This window comes from Olsenella massiliensis (assembly GCF_001457795.1).
GTDB classification, from domain to species: Bacteria; Actinomycetota; Coriobacteriia; order Coriobacteriales; family Atopobiaceae; genus Olsenella_F; species Olsenella_F massiliensis.
The window spans coordinates 391,780-414,285 of sequence record NZ_LN898211.1; the positions used below are offsets into that span (position 1 = coordinate 391,780).

At 67.3% G+C, this 22,506-nt stretch carries 17 protein-coding genes and 3 tRNA genes; 14 read left to right on the plus strand and 6 right to left on the minus strand.

Annotation, left to right across the window (positions count from 1 at the left end):
- Positions 1-2: 2 nt before the first annotated feature.
- The 14 genes from BN3001_RS05775 (at position 3) to BN3001_RS05840 (ending at position 12,771) form a co-directional block, all read left to right on the plus strand.
- Positions 3-485 carry a DUF4411 family protein gene (locus BN3001_RS05775; protein ID WP_058270832.1) on the plus strand — a complete coding sequence of 161 codons (483 nt, stop codon included), beginning with the start codon at positions 3-5 and terminating at the stop codon, positions 483-485.
- Between the two features lie 171 nt (positions 486-656).
- Positions 657-731: transfer RNA gene (locus tag BN3001_RS05780), tRNA-Gly, on the plus strand.
- Between the two features lie 96 nt (positions 732-827).
- A complete protein-coding gene (locus BN3001_RS05785) occupies positions 828-2,108 on the plus strand; it encodes an aminopeptidase (protein ID WP_058270833.1) in 1,281 nt (426 codons plus the stop codon).
- 35 nt (positions 2,109-2,143) lie between these two features.
- Positions 2,144-2,219: transfer RNA gene (locus tag BN3001_RS05790), tRNA-Lys, on the plus strand.
- A gap of 628 nt (positions 2,220-2,847) precedes the next feature.
- Positions 2,848-4,134 (plus strand): argininosuccinate synthase, encoded by a 1,287-nt coding sequence (locus tag BN3001_RS05795; RefSeq protein WP_058270834.1) that lies wholly within the window; start codon positions 2,848-2,850, stop codon positions 4,132-4,134.
- Between the two features lie 36 nt (positions 4,135-4,170).
- Positions 4,171-5,598, plus strand: coding sequence for an argininosuccinate lyase (gene argH / locus BN3001_RS05800; RefSeq protein WP_058270835.1), 1,428 nt, complete (start codon positions 4,171-4,173; stop codon positions 5,596-5,598).
- A 189-nt stretch (positions 5,599-5,787) separates the two neighbouring features.
- A complete protein-coding gene (gene purB, locus BN3001_RS05805; protein WP_058270836.1) occupies positions 5,788-7,134 on the plus strand; it encodes an adenylosuccinate lyase in 1,347 nt (448 codons plus the stop codon).
- 69 nt (positions 7,135-7,203) lie between these two features.
- Positions 7,204-8,526 (plus strand): Tat pathway signal protein, encoded by a 1,323-nt coding sequence (locus tag BN3001_RS05810; RefSeq protein ID WP_235815058.1) that lies wholly within the window; start codon positions 7,204-7,206, stop codon positions 8,524-8,526.
- 96 nt (positions 8,527-8,622) lie between these two features.
- Positions 8,623-9,357: a response regulator transcription factor gene (locus BN3001_RS05815; RefSeq protein WP_058270837.1), complete on the plus strand. Its 735-nt coding sequence runs from the start codon at positions 8,623-8,625 to the stop codon at positions 9,355-9,357.
- A gap of 12 nt (positions 9,358-9,369) precedes the next feature.
- Positions 9,370-10,965 carry a sensor histidine kinase gene (locus BN3001_RS05820; protein ID WP_235815059.1) on the plus strand — a complete coding sequence of 532 codons (1,596 nt, stop codon included), beginning with the start codon at positions 9,370-9,372 and terminating at the stop codon, positions 10,963-10,965.
- A 135-nt stretch (positions 10,966-11,100) separates the two neighbouring features.
- Complete coding sequence (locus BN3001_RS05825) at positions 11,101-11,997, plus strand: phosphoribosylaminoimidazolesuccinocarboxamide synthase (protein WP_197407460.1); 897 nt, start codon at positions 11,101-11,103, stop codon at positions 11,995-11,997.
- On the plus strand, positions 11,984-12,211 hold the full coding sequence (locus BN3001_RS05830; protein WP_058270839.1) for a hypothetical protein: 228 nt from the start codon (positions 11,984-11,986) through the stop codon (positions 12,209-12,211). The genes BN3001_RS05825 and BN3001_RS05830 overlap by 14 nt, the downstream gene beginning before the upstream one ends.
- Positions 12,204-12,599: a hypothetical protein gene (locus tag BN3001_RS05835; RefSeq protein WP_058270840.1), complete on the plus strand. Its 396-nt coding sequence runs from the start codon at positions 12,204-12,206 to the stop codon at positions 12,597-12,599. Before BN3001_RS05830 ends, BN3001_RS05835 begins: the two co-directional genes overlap by 8 nt.
- Before the next feature lie 96 nt (positions 12,600-12,695).
- Positions 12,696-12,771: transfer RNA gene (locus BN3001_RS05840), tRNA-Arg, on the plus strand.
- Positions 12,772-12,877: 106 nt separating this feature from the next.
- On the opposite strand, the gene pknB is transcribed toward BN3001_RS05840, so the two are convergent.
- The 6 genes from pknB to BN3001_RS05870 all read right to left on the minus strand — a co-directional run bounded on the left by pknB (position 12,878) and on the right by BN3001_RS05870 (position 22,384).
- Positions 12,878-14,836 (minus strand): Stk1 family PASTA domain-containing Ser/Thr kinase, encoded by a 1,959-nt coding sequence (pknB, locus tag BN3001_RS05845; RefSeq protein ID WP_058270841.1) that lies wholly within the window; start codon positions 14,834-14,836, stop codon positions 12,878-12,880.
- Positions 14,837-14,899: 63 nt separating this feature from the next.
- The gene (locus BN3001_RS05850) at positions 14,900-17,773 is read right to left on the minus strand and encodes an FtsW/RodA/SpoVE family cell cycle protein (protein WP_058270842.1); all 2,874 of its coding nucleotides are present in this window, start codon (positions 17,771-17,773) and stop codon (positions 14,900-14,902) included.
- 1 nt (position 17,774) lies between these two features.
- On the minus strand, positions 17,775-19,040 hold the full coding sequence (locus tag BN3001_RS05855) for a Stp1/IreP family PP2C-type Ser/Thr phosphatase (RefSeq protein ID WP_058270843.1): 1,266 nt from the start codon (positions 19,038-19,040) through the stop codon (positions 17,775-17,777).
- On the minus strand, positions 19,037-19,450 hold the full coding sequence (locus BN3001_RS05860; protein ID WP_058270844.1) for an FHA domain-containing protein: 414 nt from the start codon (positions 19,448-19,450) through the stop codon (positions 19,037-19,039). The genes BN3001_RS05855 and BN3001_RS05860 overlap by 4 nt, the downstream gene beginning before the upstream one ends.
- The gene (locus BN3001_RS05865; RefSeq protein ID WP_058270845.1) at positions 19,447-20,601 is read right to left on the minus strand and encodes an FhaA domain-containing protein; all 1,155 of its coding nucleotides are present in this window, start codon (positions 20,599-20,601) and stop codon (positions 19,447-19,449) included. Before BN3001_RS05865 ends, BN3001_RS05860 begins: the two co-directional genes overlap by 4 nt.
- Positions 20,588-22,384: a protein kinase domain-containing protein gene (locus tag BN3001_RS05870; protein WP_235815060.1), complete on the minus strand. Its 1,797-nt coding sequence runs from the start codon at positions 22,382-22,384 to the stop codon at positions 20,588-20,590. Before BN3001_RS05870 ends, BN3001_RS05865 begins: the two co-directional genes overlap by 14 nt.
- Positions 22,385-22,506 lie beyond the last annotated feature (122 nt).

Genomic DNA, 22,506 nt, shown 5'->3' on the forward strand with positions numbered 1-22,506 from the left:
CGTTGGAACGCTACCTCCTCGACGCGAACATCTTCATAACGAGCGAGCATCACATCCCGCAGGACATCTTCGAGAGCTTTTGGCTTGAGTTGGGCAACACGCTTGAGTCGGGCGTTGCAGTGCTGCATCAGACGGTGGTAGACGAGCTGAAACGCAAAAAAGACCCTCTTGTCGATTGGATTGGGAGTCTGGACGGCGTTGAGGCGATGCCTGCGTCCGACAAGACGTTGGAGAAATACCTCGAGGTGTGCGCCTGGGCCGACGGGCAGAGCTATGAGCCGCGGGCACTTCGCGAGTTCAAGGATGAGACCCGCGCCGATGCATGGCTGTGCGCCGAGGCACTGGCGAGCAACTTGACACTAGTGACCTATGAGACTCCGTCGAACAGCCTGAAGAGGGTGAAGATCCCTAACGTCTGTGAGGGTCTTGGCGCTCGTCACGTCGACGGCTTTGACTTCATGCGGGCGCAGGGCTTTCGGTTCTAGGCGAAATGCCGTTACCGTTATGTGTATGCGCATGCGTACCGCAAACGAAAAGCCGCTGGATGCGACCGTGACGGCGGGGGAGGCCGTCTCTGGGCTTTGCGTGTACGCCTGCCAATTAGGCAAATCAAAGACGGGCTTTCCGACCGCCGTTGTGCTAAGATTTCGCGTTGCGCGGGCGTCGCCAAGTGGTACGGCACGAGCTTCCCAAGCTCGCATTCGCGGGTTCGAGTCCCGTCGCCCGCTCCAGAACCGTGATGGGCGGACCTTCGGGTCCGCCCTTTTCATATGAGTGCGTCATATGGACAGGCCAAAGACGCGTGCCTGTGAGAACGGAGGTCGCCCATGAGCGAGCTGGAAGCCATCCCCGGACCGTCAGGCGAGGCCCTTGCGACGCAAAAGCGACGCTATGCGCGTTTGCTCGTGCGTACGGGCGTGGCCATCAAGAAGGGACAGGAGCTGGTGCTCCAGGCGCCGGTGGAGCGGGCGGACTTTGCCCGCATGGTGGTGGGCGAGGCGTATGCCGCCGGCGCCGCCCGCGTGACCGTCCTGTGGCGTGACGACCAGGTTGACCTCCTTGACTACCAGCACGTCGCTCTCGAGCGCTTCATGCACACCGCCGGATGGAAGCGCGAGCAGCTCGACTCGCTGGCGGAGGCCGGGGCGGCCTTCCTGTTTCTGACGGGTTCCGACCCCTCGCTGCTCGCAGACGTCGATCCGGCGAAGCCTGCCGCCGCGATAAAGGCGCGCAACACCGAATGCCGCGCCTATCGTGAGGGCATGGACTTTGGCCGCAACGCCTGGTGCATCGCCGGCGTGCCGGTCGAGGCCTGGGCGCGAAGGGTGTTTGGCCAGCTCGCGCCGCACGAGGCCGTCGACAGGCTCTGGCGGACCATCCTTGTGGTGGCGCGCAGCGACGGAGACGACCCAGAGAGCGCCTGGGCGAGCCATGACGCCACGCTCAACGACCGCAAGCGGCTGCTTAGCGAGGCGGCGTTCACGTCCCTGCGCTATCTTTCGTCAAACGGCACCGACCTGACCGTTGGCCTCAATCCCGACCACGTCTGGGAGGGCGGGTCGATGTCAACCCAGGCCGGGCGCACGTTCTTTCCCAACATGCCGACCGAGGAGGTGTTTACCACTCCCGATCGCCTGCGCGCGGAGGGCGTGGTCCACTCGGCTTTGCCCCTCGTCCATGCCGGTCAGGTGGTCGACGACTTCTGGCTGCGCTTCTCTGAGGGACGCGTCGTCGAGTTTGACGCCGCGCGAGGCAAGGACGTCCTTGAGCAGGTCCTTGCGACGGACGAGGGCGCCCGTCGTCTGGGGGAATGCGCGCTCATCTCAAAGGACACGCCCATCAGGCAAAGCGGCCTATTGTTCTACAACACGCTGTACGACGAGAACGCGAGCTGCCACCTTGCGCTTGGCATGGGATTTCCCGAATGCCTTCGCGGCGGCTCGTCCCTGGGCACGGACGACCTCCTCAGGCGCGGCGTCAACCAGTCCGCCACTCACGTTGACTTCATGATGGGCGCCGACGACCTCGCCGTCTGGGGCGTCGACGCCACGGGAGCCCAGACGCCCCTGTTTGAGCGGGGCAGGTGGGCGACGTCCTGGGCAGGCTAGGCGTCGGGGCGCGCAAGCGTGCTACACTATGCCGGGGGCCGTTAGCTCAGTTGGTAGAGCAGAGGACTTTTAATCCTAAGGTCGAGGGTTCGAGACCCTCACGGCCCACCATTCCATACCGCTCGCCGCCTTTTTCGGCGGCGACCTGCCCGCCGGCGGCTCATGCATCAAACCCACGCAATTCCGAAAGCCGGGCAGCTGCCCGGCGCGGCCGCCCGCTCGCCAACAGGGACACCTTCGCCAAGGTGAAAGAATGTGCGTGCGCCTCCGCCCTCATGGGCCGCCCGGGGCGCGACAGTAGTGCTATGTGTATAGATTAACGAATAATAGTATTAAATTTAGCTTGTATGGCATAAAAAACGACACATCTATTGTTTCAATATGACTACCGTATGACATTTTTGGCCTTTCGCGGGCGCAGATTGGCTACAGTACTCTAGCAACAGGCGCCTCATGCCTAGGGTGCAACGCGAGCAAGACGAGAGGAGAGTCCCATGGCACGGTTCCAGAATGCCCTGCTCGCACAGGGCTCCCTCCGACGCCAGGACCGACGAATCTCGCTGCGACGCCCCCGCGTGTAGCTTCGGTCCCCTGAGGAACGCCTCACCTCACTTCACATACGGACTGAACCAGCGCCCGGCATCGCCCGGGCGCTCGTGCGCACCGGCGCTCGCAGCGCCAAGCCGAGTGGCTGACATCTCCCGACAGACATCCCTCTCACGAAACGACGGTGATACGCATGACGCAGAAGCATAACAAGGAAAAGGTCGTCCTGGCATACTCGGGCGGGCTCGACACGTCGGTCATGGTCAAGTGGCTGCAGATTGAGAAGGGCCTGGACGTGGTCGCCATCTGCGGCAACGTGGGACAGGACGCCGACGACCTTGCCTGGGTCCAGAAGAAGGCGTATGACATGGGGGCGATCTACTCCCGCTCAATCGACATGCGCGCGGAGTATGCCCAGACGGTGCTCACCAAGGCCATCGCCGCAAATGCGCTGTATCAGGGAGCCTACCCGCTGCTCTCGGCCCTCTCGCGACCCCTGATCGCCAGCAAGCTCGTTGACGTGGCCCACGAGACGGGCGCCACCTACGTCGCCCACGGCTGCACGGGCAAGGGCAACGACCAGGTGCGCTTTGAGACCTGCATCCACGCCCTCGATCCCTCCCTCAAGATTCTCGCGCCGGCGCGCGAGTGGGATCTCCTGACCCGCGAGCAGGAGATGGCCTGGGCGCGCAAGCACGGCGTGCCCGTTCCCACCACCGCCGCCAAGCCGTATTCCATCGACGACAATCTCTTTGGCAGGGCCATCGAGTGCGGCGCCCTCGAGGACCCCTGGTCCGAGCCGCCTGCGGACATCTGGACGATGACAGTCGCGCCCGAGGACGCCCCCGACGCCCCCGAGGAGATCGTCGTCGGCTTTGAGAAGGGCGTGCCCGTCTCGCTCAACGGACGGAAGATGAGCCTTGTCTCGCTCATCGCCGCCCTGAACGATATCTGCGGCGCCCATGGCTACGGTCGCATCGACATGGTCGAGGACCGCGTGGTGGGCATCAAGAGCCGCGAGTGCTACGAGTGCCCGGCGTCCCTCGCCCTGATCACCCTGCACCACGACCTCGAGACGTTGTGCCTTGACGCCCGGACGCTTCAGTTCAAGCACAAGGTCGACCGTCTGTGGGCGACCACGGTCTATGAGGGCCTCTGGTTCTCGCCGATCAGGGAGGCGCTCGACGCGTTCTGCGCCACCACGCAGCAGGTCGTGTCAGGCGAGGTCAAGGCCAAGCTGTACAAGGGGTCCCTCACGGTCACGGGCCGCAGGAGCCCCTGCTCGCTCTACGACCAGAACCTTGCCACGTACGGCGACGGCGACAGCTTTGACCGCGAGGCGTCCAAGGGCTTCATCGACCTGCACAGCCTGCCGAGCAAGACCTGGTCGCGCGTGCAGGGCCCCGCCTCCCGCGCCTTGGCGTCCGAGGCCGACGAGACGGACGACGCAGGCGACGACCTCGTCATCCTCTCTGCCTAGGCCCTCGTGACGTCGTCTCATATGAAGGGAGTGCGCATGGCGCTCTGGTCCGGACGCTTTGAGCAGGGCGTGAGCGAGGGCGCTCAGCGCTTTGGAGCCTCGCTGCCCGTTGACCGGGCGATGTACGCGCAGGACATCGCCGGGTCCATCGCTCATGCGCGGATGCTGGGCCGGCAGGGGATTCTTGATGCCGCGGACGTCGAGCGCATCGAGAAGGGCCTGCTCAACATCAAGCGCCAGATGGACGAAGGCACGTTCGTGTGGGACCTCAACGACGAGGACATCCACATGGCGGTGGAGTCACAGCTCATCAGGGACGTCGGCGCGGCGGGCGCCCGCCTGCACACCGGGCGTTCGCGCAACGACCAGGTGGCCACGGACACGAGGCTGTATGCCAAGGAGCTGCTGCTGTCGCTCGTTGACGGCAACGATGCGCTGCGAAAGGTCATCCTCACGTCCGCACGCACGAACTTTGGCGTCATCATGCCGGGCTACACCCACCTGCAGCACGCGCAGCCCGTGCTCTTCTCCCACCACCTGCTGGCGTACTTCTGGATGCTCACGCGCGATCACGTGAGGCTCGTGGCGGCCTGGCGATCCGCCGACGCAAACCCGCTGGGCTCGGCGGCCCTTGCGGGCACGACCTACCCTTTGGACCGCGCCTACACGACGGAACTTCTGGGCTTCAGCCATCCCATCCCCAACTCCATGGACGCCGTGAGCGACCGCGACTACCTGCTTGACCTGCTGTATGCCTGCAGCGTGTCCATGATGCACCTCTCGCGTCTCTGCGAGGAGATCATCACCTGGTCAACGACGGAGTTTGGCTTCATCACGCTGTCGGACGCCTACTCAACGGGCTCGTCCATCATGCCCCAGAAGAAGAACCCCGACTTTGCCGAGCTCACGCGGGGCAAGACGGGCAGGGTCTACGGGGACCTCATGGGTCTTCTGACCACCCTCAAGTCGTTGCCGCTGGCCTACGACAAGGACCTTCAGGAGTGCAAGGAGGGGGCCATCGACGCCGCCGGCACCCTGCAAGATGCCATGGCCTGCGTGGGAGGCATGGTCGCAACCTGGCAGGTGAACGCCGACGCCATGCGCGCGCAGGCGTCGCGGGGCTTCACGGCGGCCACCGACGTCGCGGATTATCTCGCCCGGCGGGGCCTGCCGTTTCGTGACGCCCACGAGGTCGTGGGCGAGCTGGTGCTGTACTGCGAGAGGCGCCGCAAGGGCCTCGAGGACCTCACCCTCAAGGAGCTCCGGTCGTTCTCGCCGCTCTTTGACGACGACGTTCTCGAGGGACTCGACCCCGAGGGCATCGCCCGGGCGCGCACGACGTACGGCGGCACGGGGCACGAGGCGGTCAAGACCCAGCTGCGCGAGGCGGCCCGTCAGCTCGGGCGCGACCGGCGACAGGCGTCCTCGCTCAGGGGCCGCATGCCAAACGTGACGGGGGACTAGGGCGTCTTGCCTCGTCTTTGTGACGAGGGACCAGGGCGTCTTGCCTCGCCCCGCGGTGGGACGGGGACGCCCGGCGCGTCGTGGCGCCCCCCGTCATGAGGCCTCCGTCTGCCGCAGCGCACTGCGCGCGGTAGAATGGAGGGGCATGCGAACTTCCGCCCCTGTGGGCGCCCCGCCGAAAGGATCCCCATGATCGACCGATACACCCGCCCCGAGATGGGGCGCATCTTCTCGCTTGAGAACAAGTATGCCATCTGGCAGGAGATAGAGGTCCTTGCCTGCGAGGCTCACGCCGAGCTGGGACAGAGCGGCATCACGCGCGACGAGGCGCGCTGGATTCGCGACCACGCCGACTTCTGCCGCGAGGAGGTTGACGCGATCGAGGCCGTGACCAACCATGACGTCATCGCCTTCCTCACCAACATGGGCAGTTACGTCGACAAGGGCGTGGCGCCTGGCGCACCCAAGCCCAGCCGGTGGGTGCACTACGGGATGACGAGCTCGGATTTGGGCGACACGGCCCTGTGCTATCAGCTGACCCAGGCCTGCGACCTCATCATCGAGGACGTGCGCGCGCTCGGCGAGATCTGCAGGCGCCGCGCCTTCGAGGAGCGTGACACCCTCTGCGTGGGGCGCACGCACGGCATCCATGCGGAGCCCATGACCTTTGGGATGAAGTTTGGGTCGTGGGCCTGGGAGCTCAGGCGCGACCTTGACCGTCTTATCGACGCCCGCGCCTCCGTGAGCTTCGGCGCCATCTCCGGCGCCGTGGGCACCTACTCGAGCATCGACCCGCGCGTCGAGGCGTACGTCTGCGAGCACCTGGGGATCACAGCCGACCCGCTTTCGACCCAGGTCATCAGTCGCGACCACCATGCCTATCTGGCAGGCGTGCTCGCCACGACGGCGGCCACCTGCGAGCGCATCGCCACCGAGGTGCGCAACCTCCAGAAGACGGACACCCTCGAGGCCGAGGAGCCCTTCAGGAAGGGACAGAAGGGCTCAAGCGCCATGCCCCACAAGCGCAACCCTATCACCATGGAGAAGGTCTGCGGCCTCGCGCGGGTCGTCAAGGCAAACGCGCAGGTCGCCTTTGACAACGTGGCACTCTGGCACGAGCGCGACATCAGCCACAGCTCCGCCGAGCGCGTGGCCCAGGCCGACAGCTTCATCGCCCTTGACCACATGTTCCAGTGCCTCATCCGCGTCATCGACGGCCTGCAGCTCTATCGCGAGCAGATGCTGGCCAACCTCGACAGGACGCGGGGGCTCATCTACTCGTCCAAGGTGCTTCTGGCCCTGGTGGACACCGGCATGACCCGCGAGGAGGCCTACCAGGTGGTCCAGCGCAACGCCATGGCGACCTGGCATGAGGTGCAGGCCTGCGTGCCGGGGACGAGCTTTCTTGAGAGGCTCGAGGCCGACCCGGACTGTGCGCTCTCGTCCGAGCAGCTCAAGGGCATCTTTGACCCGCGCAGCTTCCTGACTCGGACGGACGTCGTCTTTGAACGCCTGGAGCGGCTGAGCTTTGCGTAGGCGTCCCGCCCGACCCGTCCGCGTCGTCCCGGCGCGTCAGGGTCGTGCCAGCCAGGAGGTACCGTGGCCATGAAGCTTCCAGACCAGACGCGTCGTCCCACGTCTCGGGAACCTCTGCCGACGCGCTGCGCCGACGCGCCCCGGCCGCGCCTCGCCCTGCCGCAGCTTCCCGTCATCCGCCGCTCGGCCCTCAGGGTCGCCGCCGGCGCTGGCGTCGTGGCGGCGACGGCGGGAACGGTCAGCATCGTCAGGGGCTGCTCCGCTCCGGGCGGAAACGATGGCTCACCCACCGTCGTGGACGCGACCCGCGCCGACTACGTCATCGACCCCAAGACGAACGAGAGTCGTTACGACGTGGTTGATCTGCCGCTCGCGGAGAGGTCGTCCTGGACGCTGGGGCTGGGCAACGTCCTGCACCCCGGGGAGGGAACCTGGCTTCCCGTGACGACGGCGGGCTCCTCGGCGGCGCCCATGGTCAAGGGCTCTGCCCTCTCGACGGCAGACGGCACGCTCAGGGAGGTCGTCGCCGAGCCCCTCTCAAGCGACAAGACCAGCTTCGTCATATATGACGTGCGCTGCTCGGACGCAGTCTACGCCTGGGTCGAGCTCGACCTCCTCACGCACGCCTGGGTGCTGTACGCCTCGGCGTTTGCGGGCGGGGCTCTTGCGGGCAGCCCCACCAAGCTGTGGGAGGCGGGGGCCGACTACGATCCCGCGCCCTTCGCGGTCGCGGGCACCAAGGTCATCTGGCAGGTCATGCCCGCGCTGTCCGGATCCAAGACCACCGAGCACTCCTACTGCTACGTCTGGAGCCTGGGGTCCGGCGAGGCGAAATCCGTCGTCGAGTCCCCGGGCCGCTTTGCGACCGAACCGCTCGCGTCGGGCGGCACCGTGACCCTCGTCCCGCGCGTCAACGCGGAGGCGGGCGTCTATTACGGCATCACGGCCTACACGCTCTCGGATGACCTCGCCACGCAGGTGGACCGCCTCGTGCTGCCCGCCACCGTGAGGCCCCTCAACGCCGTGCGCATCGGGGACGAGTTCGCGTTCTCCATCGAGGCCACCTACGCCTCCGGGGGGCTCCTTGGCACCATGGGAACCTACGTGGGCCATGGTGACGGCCCCTTCGTGGCGCTGTCCCGCGAGCCCGCCGCGGCGGTCGCGGGACGGGGGAGGACCTACGTCATCAGGGCCAGTTCCTCGTACTTCGTGGTTGACGCCGGCAGCAGGACCTACTCGACCCTCTCGGCGGCCAACCGCTGCATCAACTACGGGGAGTATCCCGCGCGGGCGGGGGAGTGCGACAGCTTTGTGACCTTCTCCACCATCAAGGCTCAGGACACCGGGTATCCTGAGTCCGTGAACGTGCGGAGCTTCTCGTTTGGCTCCTGATGCCAAACGCGCCCGACTGCGCTAAGATGTGTAGAGATTAGTGATATTTTGTGTGCCTGCGCGCCGCGAGCGCTGCCGACGACGGAGGGGGATCACATGACGGAAGAGAAGAAGATCCTTCTGGTGGAGGACGAGAAGACAATCCGCGACGCCGTCGCGGCCTACCTCGAGCGCGAGGGATACATGGTGCGGGGCGTGGGCGACGGCCAGAGCGCGCTCGAGGAGTTCGAGAAGCACAGCTTTGACCTCATCGTGCTCGACCTCATGCTTCCCAAGCTGTCGGGCGAGCGCGTCTGCCGCGCCGTGCGCGAGACGTCCAACGTGCCCATCATCATGCTGACCGCAAAGGGCGAGGTCGAGGACCGCATCATCGGCCTGGAGCTCGGCGCGGACGACTACCTTGTCAAGCCGTTCTCGCCGCGCGAGCTCGTGGCGCGCGTGCGCGCCCTGCTGCGCCGCGCCCATGCCGAGGCGGAGCCCCAGCTTGAGGTGCTCGACTTTGGCGACCTGGTCATTGACATCTCGGGCCATAAGGTGCTGGTCGAGAACGAGGAGGTTGACCTCACGGCCTCCGAGTTCAAGCTGCTCACCACCCTGGCGCGTTACCCCGGGCGCGTCTATAACCGCATGGAGCTGGTCGAGAAGGTCCTGGGATACGACTTCGAGGGCTATGAGCGCACGATCGACTCCCACGTCAAGAACCTCCGCGCCAAGCTGGGTGACGACCCGCGCCACCCGCGCTGGCTCTATACCGTCCACGGCGTGGGCTATCGCTTTGAGGCCAAGGACAAGCCGATGGACTCCACGGACGCCCGCTCCCCCAGGAAGTAGGTGCCAGCCGTCGTGGCAGACTCACCCGACGACCTCAAGCGTCGTCGCGACGACGCGTCCCCCTGTCGCATGGACGTGGAAAAGGCCAGCTACAGCACCGTCTCGCGCAAGGTGAGGCCGCCACGCGCCACCAAGACCTTCGGCGGCAGGATGGCGTTCTTCTTTGTCCTCACGACGCTGACGACCGTGCTGGTCCTCACGCTCGTGCTGGCGGTGACCTGGGAGGGGCAGTTCCAGAGCTACACCCGCCAGAACATGCAGAACCTCGTCGAGCAGACCGCGGAGAGCATCGCCGCCAAGTACGACGCCGACGGCTCCTGGACCCCTGACGTCCTCAGCTATGCCGCCGACGTGTCGCTCTCCTCGTCTGACGTGGGCATTCAGGTCCTCGACGCGGACGGCACCGTCGTCTACGACGACACCTGGCACAGCTCCCGTCGCTCCGGCGGCATGACGTCCACCGGGACGCACGTGCCGGCAGGTGCGGTGCCGGCCGGGGCCGACTCCGTGGTCACGGCCGACGTGGTCGCCTCGGGCGGTGAGGTCGTGGGCACGGTCCGCATGTGGGCGTTCGGCTCGGACGCGCTGCTCACCAAGAACGACAGCGCCTTTCGCGTCAGCTCGTATCAGGCGATCGCGGTGGCGGCCGCCATCGCCATAGGCACCACCATCGTCATCGGCTACCAGTTCTCGCGCTCGCTCGCCAAGCCCATCCAGAAGATAACCAATACGGCGGCGCGCATCAGGAGCGGCGACCTCACGGCGCGAACGGGATTCTCGGGCGACGACGAGTTCGGCAGGCTCGGCGAGACCTTTGACGGCATGGCGAGCGAGATCGAGCACGACATCAAGTTTGAGCATCGTCTCACGAGCGACGTGGCCCATGAGCTCAGGACGCCGCTCATGGCGACGCTCGCCACGGTCGAGGCCATGCAGGACGGGGTGCTCCCCGCCGACGACGAGCACTTCGAGATCGTCGCCGCCGAGGTCAGGCGCCTCTCGCGCCTGGTTGACGCCATGCTGCACCTCTCACGCATCGAAAACGACAGCAGCGACCTTGCCGTCGAGGACACCGACCTCGTGTATCTGTGCCGCAGCCTGGTGTCCATGCAGGAGCAGCTCTTTGACGAGAAGGGCCTGCGGCTGCACTTTGACGACCAGACGCCCTCCCACGAGCTCTTTGCGGAGGTCAACCCCGATCTCATCCGCGAGGCAATCACCAACCTCATGTCCAACGCCCTTCGCTACACGCCCGAGGGCGGCAGGACCCTCGTGAGCGTGGCCCGAGAGCGCGGCGTGGCGCGCATCAGCGTGCAGGACACCGGCATTGGCATCGCCAAGGAGGACGTCGCGCGCGTCTTCTCGCGCTTCTGGCGCTCCGACGCCAGCCGCGAGCGCGTCTCGGGGGGGCTGGGCGTGGGACTGGCGCTCACCAAGGAGATCATCGACCGCCACAACGGGAGCATCAGCGTGGAGTCCGAGCTGGGAAGGGGCACCACCTTCACGCTCAGGATCCCCCTCGTGCGCGAGAAGGGCGGCCCGCGCTCCCGCGAGCCACGCCCGGCCCCTGTGGCGATGCCGCCCGGGCGGGCGCCTGACGGCTCATAGCGAGCCGCGTCGACGGCAGTGCGCCTTCTTGTGGGTATGCATGCGCTGGTTCGGGAGGGGGCATACAGTACAATCGGGTGTGGGCGCCGCCGCGCGGCGGCTCAGACAGACAAGCACGTTGCGTGAGGAGAGAACATGGGAGCTATGGAGCTTCGACCGGACTCGCACGGCAAGGTCCGCGACATCTACGACTGCGGCGACAGCCTGCTGATGGTTGCCAGCGACCGCATCAGCGCGTTTGACTTCATCCTACCGGACGAGATTCCCCATAAGGGAGAGGTGCTGTCGCGCATCTCGGCATTCTGGTTCGACATGTTCAAGGACCTCATACCCAACCATCTCATCTCGATGGACGTGGCGGACTTCCCCAAGGGGTACCAGGCGTACGCCGACTACCTGACCGGCAGGTCCATGCTGGTCAAGAAGGCCCAGACCGTTCCGATCGAGTGCATCGTGCGCGGCTACCTGACCGGGTCGGGCAAGAAGACCTACGACGAGGACCAGACCGTCTGCGGCATCAAGCTCCCGGCCGGTCTCACCGAGGCCTCCAAGCTTCCCGAGCCCATCTTTACGCCCTCGACCAAGGCCGAGCTCGGCGACCATGACGAGAACATCTCCTTTGAGCGCTGCGCCCAGATCGTGGGCGATGACGTGGCGCGCCAGCTTCGCGACGCCTCGCTCAAGATCTACACGGCGGCGTCTGAGTATGCCGCCGAACGCGGCGTGATCATCGCCGACACGAAGTTCGAGTTTGGCTTCATCGACGGCGAGCTCACGCTCATCGACGAGGCGCTCACGCCCGACTCGAGCCGCTTCTGGCCCGCCGACGCCTTTGAGCCCGGCAAGGTCCAGCCCAGCTATGACAAGCAGTACGTCCGTGACTGGCTCAAGGCCAACTGGGACATGACCGGCGAGCCCCCGCACCTGCCCCAGGAGGTCATCGAGGGAACGTCCAGGCGCTACGAGGAGGCCTTCCGCATCATCACGGGCGCACCGTTCGAGTCCATGAGGAGCTCACATGTCTCTGCGTGACACCATCGAGGCCGCCCGCAAGGAGGCCCAGGAAGCCGGCGTCCTGCCCAAGGCGGGCGCCGAGGACGCCAACGACAAGGCCGAGAGCGACGAGGAGCGCGCGGGCTTCACGCGTCGCTCGGTCGCTGTGTCTGATACACATCTTGAGGTCGGTTCCTCGCAGGTATTCCATCACGATGTAGTCCCTGTCTCTTATACCCATCTAGATGTGTAGAGGAGAGCTGCTCAAGGACGACCCCGCCTACAGGCGCGGTCAGCGCGTCTGGTGGATTCTGCTGGGCGCGGGATTCGGCGCCACGGTCATATCCACGATCCTGATGACCTACTATCCTGACGCGCAGGCAGACCCCCTCTCGGTGCCGGGGCTGCTGTCCATCGCCCTCATCGTGCTCGCCTACGGCGGCATCGTCAGCGCCCTGATCTATGACTGGCGCAAGGTCAAGCCGCTCCGCACGGCCGCGGAGGCGGCGGTCAGCGGCATGAGCGACAAGAAGGTGGCGCAGATCCTGCGGCAGGACGCCGAGAAGGAGGCCCGCAGGAAGGCGCAAAAGGCCGAGGCGCGCGCCGCAAGGAGGGGCGTTCGCAACACGCGTCACGAGTAGCGACGCGCCGGGTCCTGCCTGGGGGCGGGCGTGCCGCCCGACGGTCCCAAACTGTGGCGCACCGTCCGCCCAAGTGATGCTAGAATGCTAACGCACGGCCCCGTAGCTCAGGGGATAGAGCACAGGTTTCCTAAACCTGGTGTCGTTGGTTCGAATCCGACCGGGGTCACCACGCAACATGAGGCCACAGCCCTAGGGCTGTGGCCTTTTTGTCACGGGTCACCCGCCTGGGGCCCCGTGACGGGGAGCGCGCGCGTGCGCCCCCGTCTGACGGGGGGCTAGTTGCCGCCCGACCCCGCCGAACCCGCGCCGCCCGCGTTCGCGGAGGCTCCGGACGACACGCTGATGGCGATCGTGGAGCCCCGGGTGGCGCTGCCGGTGACGGACTGGCTGATGACCGTGCCCTTGTCCACGGTCGAGCTGGCCTCATAGCTCGTCGACGCCGTGAATCCCGCCGCCTTCAGGGCGCTCACCGCCGCGCCTTCGCTCATGCCCACCACCGAGGGGACGGTCGCCTTCGTCGATCCGGAGGAGACGGTGATGGTGATGGTGGAGCCCTTGGCGGCCTTGTCGGTGCTTGACTGCCTGATGACGTGACCCTTGTCAACCTCGTCGCTCTCGGCCGACTTGGTGCTCACCGAGAACCCCGCCGCCTCCAGGGCGCTCGTGGCCTCCTGCGCCGACATGCCGACCACGTTAGGAACGTCCACGTTCTCGGCGCCCTTCGAGAGCTGGTAGGTGACGGTGTCGCCCGCCTTTGCCGAGGCGTCCTTGCCGGGGCTCTGGGACGCGACGGTCCCCACCTCGACGTCGGAGCTGTAGACGGAGTCCCCCGCCTGGCCCACGAGGCCCACGGCCTTGAGCGCCGCCTCGGCCTCGGACGGCGTCATGTGCGTAAGGTCGGGAACCGTGACCGTGGCGGCGGGCTCCTCCCCCTTGGAGACGACGAGGTTGATCTGGGTGCCCTTGGGCTTGCGCAGCCCGGCGTCGGGGTCCTGGTCAATGACGAGGCCCTTCTGCACGGTGGAGCTGTACTCCTCCTTCACGCTGCCCTTTTGGAAGTAGCCGGCCTCGGAGATCTCCCGTAGGGCCTGCTCCTGCGTGAGGCCTATGAAGTTGGGGACGGGCTGGGTCTGCGAGCCGTTGCCGAGCATGCTCACCACGGCGACGATGGCGCCGACGAGCAGGATGGTGGCCACGATGGTGCCGGCCACGAGGCGACGTCGATGGGACCGGCGCCGGTCGGCCTCATCCTGGAGCGCCCTCTGCGTGGCCATCTGCGGGCGCAGATGTCCCGTGGCGTCCACGCGGCGGAAGGACGCGGTGTTGCCCGCGGGCGCGGCCGCCTGGGTTGGGCTCGTGACGGGCAGGGGGGTCGTGACGTTTTGGATCGTGGCCGTCGCGCTGTTGACGGCGCGCAGGCGGCCGGCAAGATAGTCCCTGAGCACGCGCGCCAGCTCGTCTGCCGACTGGAAGCGGTCGGACGGGCTCTTCTGCATGCACTTGAGGATGATGCTCTCCAGCGAGGGGTCGATTTGGGGGTTGCGCTGGCTGGGCGGCATCGGCTGCTCGTTCACCTGCTTGAGCGCCACCGAGATGGCGTCGTCGCCGTCAAAGGGAACCGATCCCGTGGCCGCCTCGTACATGACGACGCCCAGCGAGTAGATGTCCGTGGTGGGTCCGAGCACCTTGCCCTGGGTCTGCTCGGGCGAGACGTAGTGGGCGGTCCCCAGCACCGAGTTGTCCGTGGTCAGGTGGCTGTTCTTGGCCCGCGCGATGCCAAAGTCCATGACTTTGACGTTGCCGTCGGGCTGGACCATGATGTTTTGGGGCTTGATGTCGCGATGGATGATCTCGTGGGCGTGCGCCACCGAGAGCGCCTGGGCGATCTGTGACCCGATCTGGGCGACCTTCTTGCAGTCGAGCGCCCCGTGACGCCGTATGCCGCTCTTGAGGTCGGTTCCTCGCAGGTATTCCATCACGATGTAGTACGTCTCGCCGTCCTTGCCCCAGTCATAGACCGAGACGATGTAGGGACTCTGGAGCGCCGCCGCCGCCTGGGCCTCCTGCTTGAAGCGTGCCGCGAAGGAGGGGTCGGCGGCAAACTGGGGCAGCATCGTCTTGATGGCCACCGTACGCCCGAGCACCTGGTCGATGCCGCGATACACGACGGCCATGCCGCCTGTGCCGATCTTGTCCTGGACCGCGTATCGTCCGCCGAGCAGCTTGTCTGACATCGTCTCTCCTATCCGTTGGCGACCGCGTCGCCCTCACGCATGCTCATGGTACAACGCACACCCCTACTTGCTCGCCCCCAGGGCCTGGACCTTGAGGCACGCCGCGAGCACCTCGCTCGCGACCGCCGACGCCTCGCCGCTGACGTCGTTGACCTCGGACCCCTCGATGCAGACCGAGATGGCGACGGTCGGCTGGTCATAGGGGGCAAAGCCGACAAAGAGCGAGTTTGAGACCGTCGAGGTCACCTGGGCCGTGCCGGTCTTGCCCGCCACCTTGACGCCCGGGACCTTGGCCCTCGCGCCCGTGCCCTCCTCCACGACGCCCAGCATGGCCTCCTTGAGGCTCTGCGCGACCTGTGACGAGACGGCCTGACCGAGCGCCTTGGGCTGCGTCGTCGAGGTCGTGGCGCCCTCGGGCGAGAGGATGTGGTCTATGACGTAGGGGTTCATGGCGATGCCGTTGTTGGCGACGGCCGCCGCGACGACCGCGTTCTGCATGACCGTGGTCTGCGGCCCCGCGGGGCTCGCGTGCTGGCCCACGGGCTGGCCCACGGCGGCCCAGGCGGTCTCCCATTGGGTCATCTCCGCAGGGTCGGGCATGACGGAGGGCATCGTGGCAAAGTCCTGGCCCAGCCCCGTCCCGTAGCCGAAGGCCCTGGCGTAGCCGACGAGCGCCTTGGCGCCTATCATGTCGCCCAGCTGGCCAAAGACGGTGTTGGCGGAATAGGCGAGCGCCTCGGAGAGCGTGAGCCTCGGCCAGGACTCGTCGTGGATGTTGGTGATGGCGGCGCCGCCGACGTCAAGGGAGGCCGGCGCGCCAAAGCTCGTGTCCAGGTTGGCGACGCCGCTGTCAAGGGCGGCGGCGAGAGTGACCACCTTGAAGGTGGAGCCGGGGGCGTAGAGCGTCCGGGTGGCACGGTCAACCAGCTCGCCGTTCGAGTCGTTCCCGGTGATGACGTCAGAGATGTTCGCGTGGTCGTAGGTGGGGGAGGACGCCTTGGCGAGCACCTCTCCCGTCGTGGGGTCGAGCACGACGACGGAGCCCGTCCTGCCCCTGAGCGCCGCCTCGGCGGCCTTCTGCATCTGGGAGTTGATGGTGAGCACGACGGATGATCCCGACGTCTGCATGCCCGCCATGGAGTAGAGGGCCCCCATCCAGCTCGAGTAGTCCGACTTGCCCGTCAGCGCGTCGTTGAAGGACGACTCGACGCCCGTGGCCCCGTACTGGGTCGACACGTACCCCACGGTGTGCGCGGCGAGCGAGCCTTGGGGATAGGAGCGCTCGTAGGTGCCGTCGGCCTGCTCGACGGACTCGGCGAGGGTGACGCCGTCGGAGGTGATGATGGCCCCGCGCTGCACGCGCGCCGTCTTGGCGATCGTGTGGTTGTTGTTGGGAAGCCGCTGATAGTCCTGGGCCCTGACGACCTGGATGTAGGTGAGGTTGACCACAAGCGCGCCGATCATGAGCGAGAAGAGCCCGACGAGCCGCACGAGTCGGTTGCCCAGGGCGACGCGCCCCAGCACGCCCGACTCGGGCGTGAGCATTCCGTAGCGGCGGCGCAGATGCGAGCCGGCCGTGCTGCCGGACGTCACGTCGGCGGCCCGCCTGCCGCCGGCGAGCAGCGAGGAGCCTCCCGCCTCGCGCATCTGCATCTCGGCGCCGCGGCCCGTGCCCTCGTCGCCGGTCTTGAGCAGCAGGCCCAGGATGACGAAGCTGGCCAAAAGCGAGCTGCCGCCCTGGCTCATGAAGGGCAGCGTGACGCCCGTGAGGGGAAGGAGCCTGGTGACGCCGCCGGTGATGACGAAGGCCTGGAACACGATGGCGGACGTGAGGCCGACGGCCGTGAAGGCGGCGACGTCAGACTTGGCGCGCGCCGCCGTCGCAAGGCCGCGGACGGCAAAGAGCAAGTAGCAGATCAAGACGGCGGAGGCGCCCAGGAGTCCCATCTCCTCCCCGATGGCGGAGAAGATGAAGTCGGACTCGACGACGGGGATGAGCGTGGGGAGCCCCTTGCCGATGCCCGTGCCCACAAGGCCGCCGTCGGCCAGCGAGAAGAGCGACTGGACGATTTGCAGTCCCTTGTTGGAGGGGTCCGAGAAGGGGTCGAGCCACATCTGGACGCGCACCTGCACATGGGCAAAGAGGTGATAGCACAGCACGCCGGCCACGGCGAGCAGTGCGACGGAAACGACGACGTAGCCCACGCGCCCCGTGCACACGTACAGCATGATCACGAAGAAGGAGAAGAACAAGAGGGCGCTGCCCAGGTCCGTCTCGAAGATGACGACGAGCAGCGAGATGCCCCACATGGCCAGCAATGGCGCGAGCATGCGCGGGCGAGGCAGGCTGAACGGGCCCACGTGGCGCGTGGAGGCCGAGAGCAGCTCGCGGTTCTCGGCCAGGTAGGCAGCGAGGAAGAGCACGATCAGTATCTTCGCCAGCTCGCCCGGCTGGAACGAGAAGGGCCCCAGGACCAGCCACAGCTTTGAGCCGCCACGCGAGGTGCCCACGAGCATGGGCAGAAGCAGCAGGGCGATGCCCGCGACGCCGATGGTGAACTTGTACTCGGCCAGCAGGTCGATGCTCCTGACGGCCACGAGGGTGGCCACCATGGCGCCCACGGAGACAAAGAGCCAGAGCGTCTGGCTGACGGCAAGGGCGGGCGCGAGCCGCGTCACGAAGGCGAGCCCGACGCCTGACAGAAGGAAGGTGATGGGCAGAAGCGCCGGGTCCGCCCCGGGGGCGCAGCGCCTGACGGCAAGGTGGGCCACGGCGAAGGCGCCGAAGAGCCCCAGGGGCACGGACAGGGAGCCGGCCGTCACGGCGAGCTGGTCGTCCATGACGTACATGGCCCAGAGCAGCAGCACGGGGACGGCCGCCAGGACCAGAAGGCCGAGCTCCACGTTGCGCCGCGTGTTGAGCTGAAGGGTCTCCATCCTAGTCACCCGATCCCGTCGCGGCGCCGCTCGCGGTCGCTTCGGCAAGGTCGGTGCCGGAGGTGGAGCGGTCGGCGGTCACGGCCGCGGTGCTCTTGTCGGCGTCAATCTGGTCGCGGTAGCTCTCGACCGTGTCGTGCGCCTCCCGCTCGCTGCTGACGCGCAGGCCGCGCCTGAGGTTGTCCTGCACCGCCGTGGGCAGGTCGGACGTCCTAACCGAGCTGGTCTCGGAGAGGTGCGAGAGCGAGACGCCAAACAGGCGCCCCGTCACGCCCTGGTAGATGCCGACGGTTCCGCCGTTGTCGCCAAGGTACCAGGAGTTTGTGATGACGGCGGCGCCAAGGCCCACGACGATGAGGAGCGCGGCGAGGATGCCGATGATGCCCCCCAGGACCCATCTGCGTCGCACATTGCGATGATGCTCGAGCGAGCCGTCGTCCACGACGTCCACCACGACCACGGTGACGTTGTCGTGCCCCCCGCCCGCCAGCGCCGCCGCCACGAGGCTGTCGGCCGCTGCCTGAGGCGTGGCCGTGGAGCACGCGACGGCCTCGATCTGGGAGTCGTCAACCATGGACGAGAGACCGTCCGAGCAGAGTATGATCCTGTCGCCCAGGACCACGTCGAGCGTGAAGTGGTCCGCGTACATGTCGGGGTCGGAGCCGAGCGCCCGCGTGATCACGGAGCGCGAGGGGTGGACGCGCGCCTCGTCGGCGGTGATTTCGCCGGCGTCCACGAGCTCCTCCACGTAGGAATGGTCGTGGGTCAGGCGCACGAGGGCACCCTGATGAAGCAGGTAGATGCGGGAGTCGCCCACATGGGCGATGGCCATCTTGTCCTTTTCGATAAGGACGCACGAGGCGGTGCAGCCCATGCCGGGCTTGCCGGCCCCTCGCACGACCCCCTCGATGACCGCCGCGTTGGCGGCCTCGACGGCAACGCCCAGCAGCACGTCGTTGGCGTGCTCCGGTGCGTGCGAGGCGATGGTCTCGACGGCGATGGAGCTCGCAACCTCTCCCGCCGCGTGGCCGCCCATGCCGTCGCAGACGGCGAAGGTGGGGGGTTGGATGAGGAACGAGTCTTCGTTGTGCGAGCGCACGAGCCCGACGTCCGTGCGCGCCCCCCAGGCCAGCGTCGTGGAGCTGCCGCTCTTGGACTCCCCGCCCTCGCGGAGCTGAACGGGCAGCTCCTCGTGGCCGGGGCTCATCGCGGGCTCGGGGCTCCTCGCGGGCTCGCCCTGGTCCCTATGCGGAGGCGTCGCGCTCATCGGCGGCTCACTCGCATGATGGCATCGCCCACCTGCACCTCGTCGCCGTCGCGCAGGGTGACGGGCTGGTTGATGGGATGACCGTTGACAAGGGTTCCGTTGGTGGAGTCGAGGTCCTCGAGCACGAGCGCCGGCCCCTGCAGCGTGAACCTGGCATGCGTCGCCGACACGTAGGGCTCGTCCACGACGATGTCCGACGAGGGGGAACGGCCGACGACGACGGGCCCCAGCATGTCAACATGCAGTCCGCGCAGGCCCCGGGTGCCCTTCTCCACGTCAACGGACCAGATGGCGGCGTCGCGACGCTGTCCTCGCACGAGCCCGATGCCGGTGCGCATGACGGCGAAGAGGAAGAGGAAGAGGAAGACGACGAGGACGACCCTGCCGGCGAACAGCACGAGGTCGATCATGACGCATGCTCCCTGAAGACGAGATTTGTGAGGCCGACGGTCACGACGTCGCCTTCGCAGAGGGTGGCGACGCGCACGTCCACGTCGTTGACGAGCGTGCCGTTCGTGGACCCGAGGTCGGCGATGTGCCAGCTGCGACCGTCAAAGCTCAGCTCGGCGTGACGCCGGGAGACGTTGGGGTCCCTGAGCACGATGCCGCCGGGGACGCCCTCGCGCCCTATGACGGTGGCGGGGGCGCGCCCCACGTAGACGGCGCCGGTCTGGCGGTCAGTGAGCTGGCAGCTGACGCTCTCCTGCGAGACCGCGCCGTGCCTTGGGGCGACCGGCGGCGCCGGCTCCACGCGACGCCGCGTTGCGGGGACGCCGACAGGTCCCACGTGGGAGTCGTCCGGGTTGGGAATGAGGGGCTCCTGCATCTGGGGAATCACCTCGGACAGAGGCGCCGCCGCCGCGGCGGGCCGGCTGATGCCGGCCTGGGCGTAGATGTCGCTCAATGCCTCGTCAACGGCCTGGTCGGGAATGACCTCGAGGCCCACGGAGTCCTCGGAGAGGCCTGCCGCGCCCTGGGCTCCGACGACCTTGCCACCCGCCGGGGGCTGGGGCGGCACGTCGGCGCCGGGCTCATGCCCGGCGAGGTCGGGCATCTGCTGGGGGGTGTATGAGCTGGCGCGACGGCGCAGATGGCTTGAGTGGCCCTCCACCGGCGTGACCTGCGCCGCCCCGGGCGTCCCGAGGGAGCCGGAGAGAAAGGCGAGCTCCTCCTCGCGCAGACGCGCCAGGGTGCCGCCGTCGACGTTCTCGGCGAAGACGGCAAAGCGGCCGCTTTTGAGCGAGGGATCAACCATGAAGCGGGCCAGGGGCCTGCCGACGAACACGTAGCCCCTCTCGGAGGCCTGCGCCTCGACGAAGGAGACCACCTCGCGCGTGATCTGGGGATACAGGGGCCTCATCAGGGCGTCGTCCTCGGACGAGACGAGGATGGTGTACAGGGCGGGGGCCGTGTCGATCCCGTCGATCTCGAACGTCTCGTTCTCCATCTCGCGCGCGGCCCTGCGGGCGAGCTTCCTGAACGAGAAGGGCGCGACGAACCCCTCGGGGGCCGCGCCGAAGGCGTCGCCGATGCGGCTCTCGAACGTCTTAAGCAGCTTCATCGAACTCATCTACCTTACGATCGGTGGACAGAGGGCCCCGGACGAAGACCCAGAGGCACAGAACCACCCCTAAGAGTAGCGCAACGAGCGGATTGACCCAGCTGGCGGGGGTCCAGATGCCCCCATTCTCCACTCGTGCGGCGAGAAGCTGCGTCCCCACGACCACGCCGGCGCAGACGACCTGCCCCATGACGCCGCCCCTCACGCTTGGCCAGCGGCGCGAGATCCCGGACGAGAGCGCCGCAGCCACGATGCAGCCGGCGCAGGACGTCAGCGCGGAAAGGGAGCCAAGGCGCTCCAGCAGGGCCGCCACGCCGCCGGTCGCGTCAAAGCCCGTCGGCGCCAGAACGGTCACGACCCAGGAGAGCAGCCACGAGACCGCCGCCGTGACGCCGGCCCCCCACGGGCGTTCGGCCAGCGACGCCAGTGGGGCGCCCAACAGGGGGTTGCGGGCGCACGACCCCAGCAGCAAAGCGCAGCTTGACAGGCCATCGCCCCTTCCCGTCGTGACCCACCACGTCAGGACGACCGCAAAGACGACCAGGGAGAGCAGCATGCCCTCCGCGCCGGTGGAGGCCGTCAGGACGGCGGTTGCCAGCGACGCCGTGGCCAGGACGGAGCCCGCGGGGGGCCACGCCGCCGTCGCGGCCGCCGCCAGGACGCAGACGACGGGGCGGCTAACGCCCAAGGCGGACGCGTAGGCCCCCGAGGTCATGGCGACCGCCCAGAGCACGACGAGAGCGCTCGCCAGGCGCGTGAGGCTCCCCAGGAGCCAGGGGTAGCGGTACGCGAGCGGAAGCCATGCCCTGAGAAGGGTCTCGTCGCCCGCCCCCTCGTCGGTTGACTGGGCCATGAGCCCGCGAATGGACTCGGCGCCCGCGTCGGGGTCGCCCAGGCCAAAGGCCACGCAGTGGGCAAATGACTCCACCGAGGGCGGTCGCGAGGCGGGGGAGGGGGAAACGGCCTGCATGATGGCCTCCGCCGCCATGCCGCCTATGGAGCCGTCGATCTTGGCTATGTCCCGCTTGGGCCCGCGCTCTATCTTCGTGAGGGACTCCTCTGCCGTCGCGGCGGCAAAGGGGTTCTGGCCCTCAAGCGCCTGCCAGCACACGACCGCCAGCGAGAAGACGTCGGAACGCTCGTCCACCAGGTCTCCGACGATCTGCTCGGGGGGCATGTAGCCCACCGTGCCGCCGCGCGCCCCGCCGTACCCCGCGGCGGAGGCGAGGGTCGCCATGCCAAAGTCGCAGATCTTGACGGCTCCGTTGCGCTCGAACATGATGTTGGAGGGCTTGACGTCAAGGTGGAGCACGCCGTTCTCATGGGCGTACCCCAGCGCGTCGCCCACGTGTTCCACGAGGTAGGCGACTTCGTCGTTGGTGAGCGTGCCGCCCTCAACCCGGCCCAGCAGCTCGGTGAGCGTCAGCCCGTCCACAAACTCCATGACGAGATAGGCCCACTGATGGTCAACCTCAAAGTCGTACATGGTGACGATGTTGGGGTTGGCAAGCATGCTGGAGGTCCGCGCCTCCGCGAGTGCCTCGTCGATGATCTGACGGGAGGTGAAGGACCCCGGCTGCGAGAGGGGCATGCGCTTGATGGCGACGCGGCGCTGCAGGCGCGTGTCCCAGCAGATGAGGACCGCGCCGAAGCCCCCCGTGCCGCAGGCGCCCATGACGCGATAGCGCCCCAACAGAAGGTCGGCGGCGCTCGGCGTCGCGGAGGCGCAGGGCGGCTGCCAGGCCCCCTGCGTCTCGGTCGTATGTGGCGCGACGTCCCTCACGGCGGCTCCTCGTGTGATTAAGCGTCCTGTCCGTCTGCCGTGACGATGCCCACATTCTAGCGCGACTTGACGGATGTCGCAGGTGGGGAGGCTGGCGCCCGCCCTCTCCCTCCATGGGGCGC

What these genes read in the sequence shown, in the direction of transcription:
- BN3001_RS05795 (WP_058270834.1), top strand. Translation starts at nt 2,848, where the DNA reads ATGACGCAGAAGCATAACAAGGAAAAGGTCGTCCTGGCATACTCGGGC.
- pknB (WP_058270841.1), bottom strand. Translation starts at nt 14,836, where the DNA reads ATGTCAGACAAGCTGCTCGGCGGACGATACGCGGTCCAGGACAAGATC.
- BN3001_RS05835 (WP_058270840.1), top strand. Translation starts at nt 12,204, where the DNA reads ATGTGTAGAGGAGAGCTGCTCAAGGACGACCCCGCCTACAGGCGCGGT.
- BN3001_RS05860 (WP_058270844.1), bottom strand. Translation starts at nt 19,450, where the DNA reads ATGATCGACCTCGTGCTGTTCGCCGGCAGGGTCGTCCTCGTCGTCTTC.
- BN3001_RS05785 (WP_058270833.1), top strand. Translation starts at nt 828, where the DNA reads ATGAGCGAGCTGGAAGCCATCCCCGGACCGTCAGGCGAGGCCCTTGCG.
- BN3001_RS05830 (WP_058270839.1), top strand. Translation starts at nt 11,984, where the DNA reads ATGTCTCTGCGTGACACCATCGAGGCCGCCCGCAAGGAGGCCCAGGAA.
- BN3001_RS05825 (WP_197407460.1), top strand. Translation starts at nt 11,101, where the DNA reads ATGGGAGCTATGGAGCTTCGACCGGACTCGCACGGCAAGGTCCGCGAC.
- BN3001_RS05865 (WP_058270845.1), bottom strand. Translation starts at nt 20,601, where the DNA reads ATGAAGCTGCTTAAGACGTTCGAGAGCCGCATCGGCGACGCCTTCGGC.
- BN3001_RS05810 (WP_235815058.1), top strand. Translation starts at nt 7,204, where the DNA reads ATGAAGCTTCCAGACCAGACGCGTCGTCCCACGTCTCGGGAACCTCTG.
- BN3001_RS05855 (WP_058270843.1), bottom strand. Translation starts at nt 19,040, where the DNA reads ATGAGCGCGACGCCTCCGCATAGGGACCAGGGCGAGCCCGCGAGGAGC.
- purB (WP_058270836.1), top strand. Translation starts at nt 5,788, where the DNA reads ATGATCGACCGATACACCCGCCCCGAGATGGGGCGCATCTTCTCGCTT.
- BN3001_RS05815 (WP_058270837.1), top strand. Translation starts at nt 8,623, where the DNA reads ATGACGGAAGAGAAGAAGATCCTTCTGGTGGAGGACGAGAAGACAATC.
- argH (WP_058270835.1), top strand. Translation starts at nt 4,171, where the DNA reads ATGGCGCTCTGGTCCGGACGCTTTGAGCAGGGCGTGAGCGAGGGCGCT.
- BN3001_RS05850 (WP_058270842.1), bottom strand. Translation starts at nt 17,773, where the DNA reads ATGGAGACCCTTCAGCTCAACACGCGGCGCAACGTGGAGCTCGGCCTT.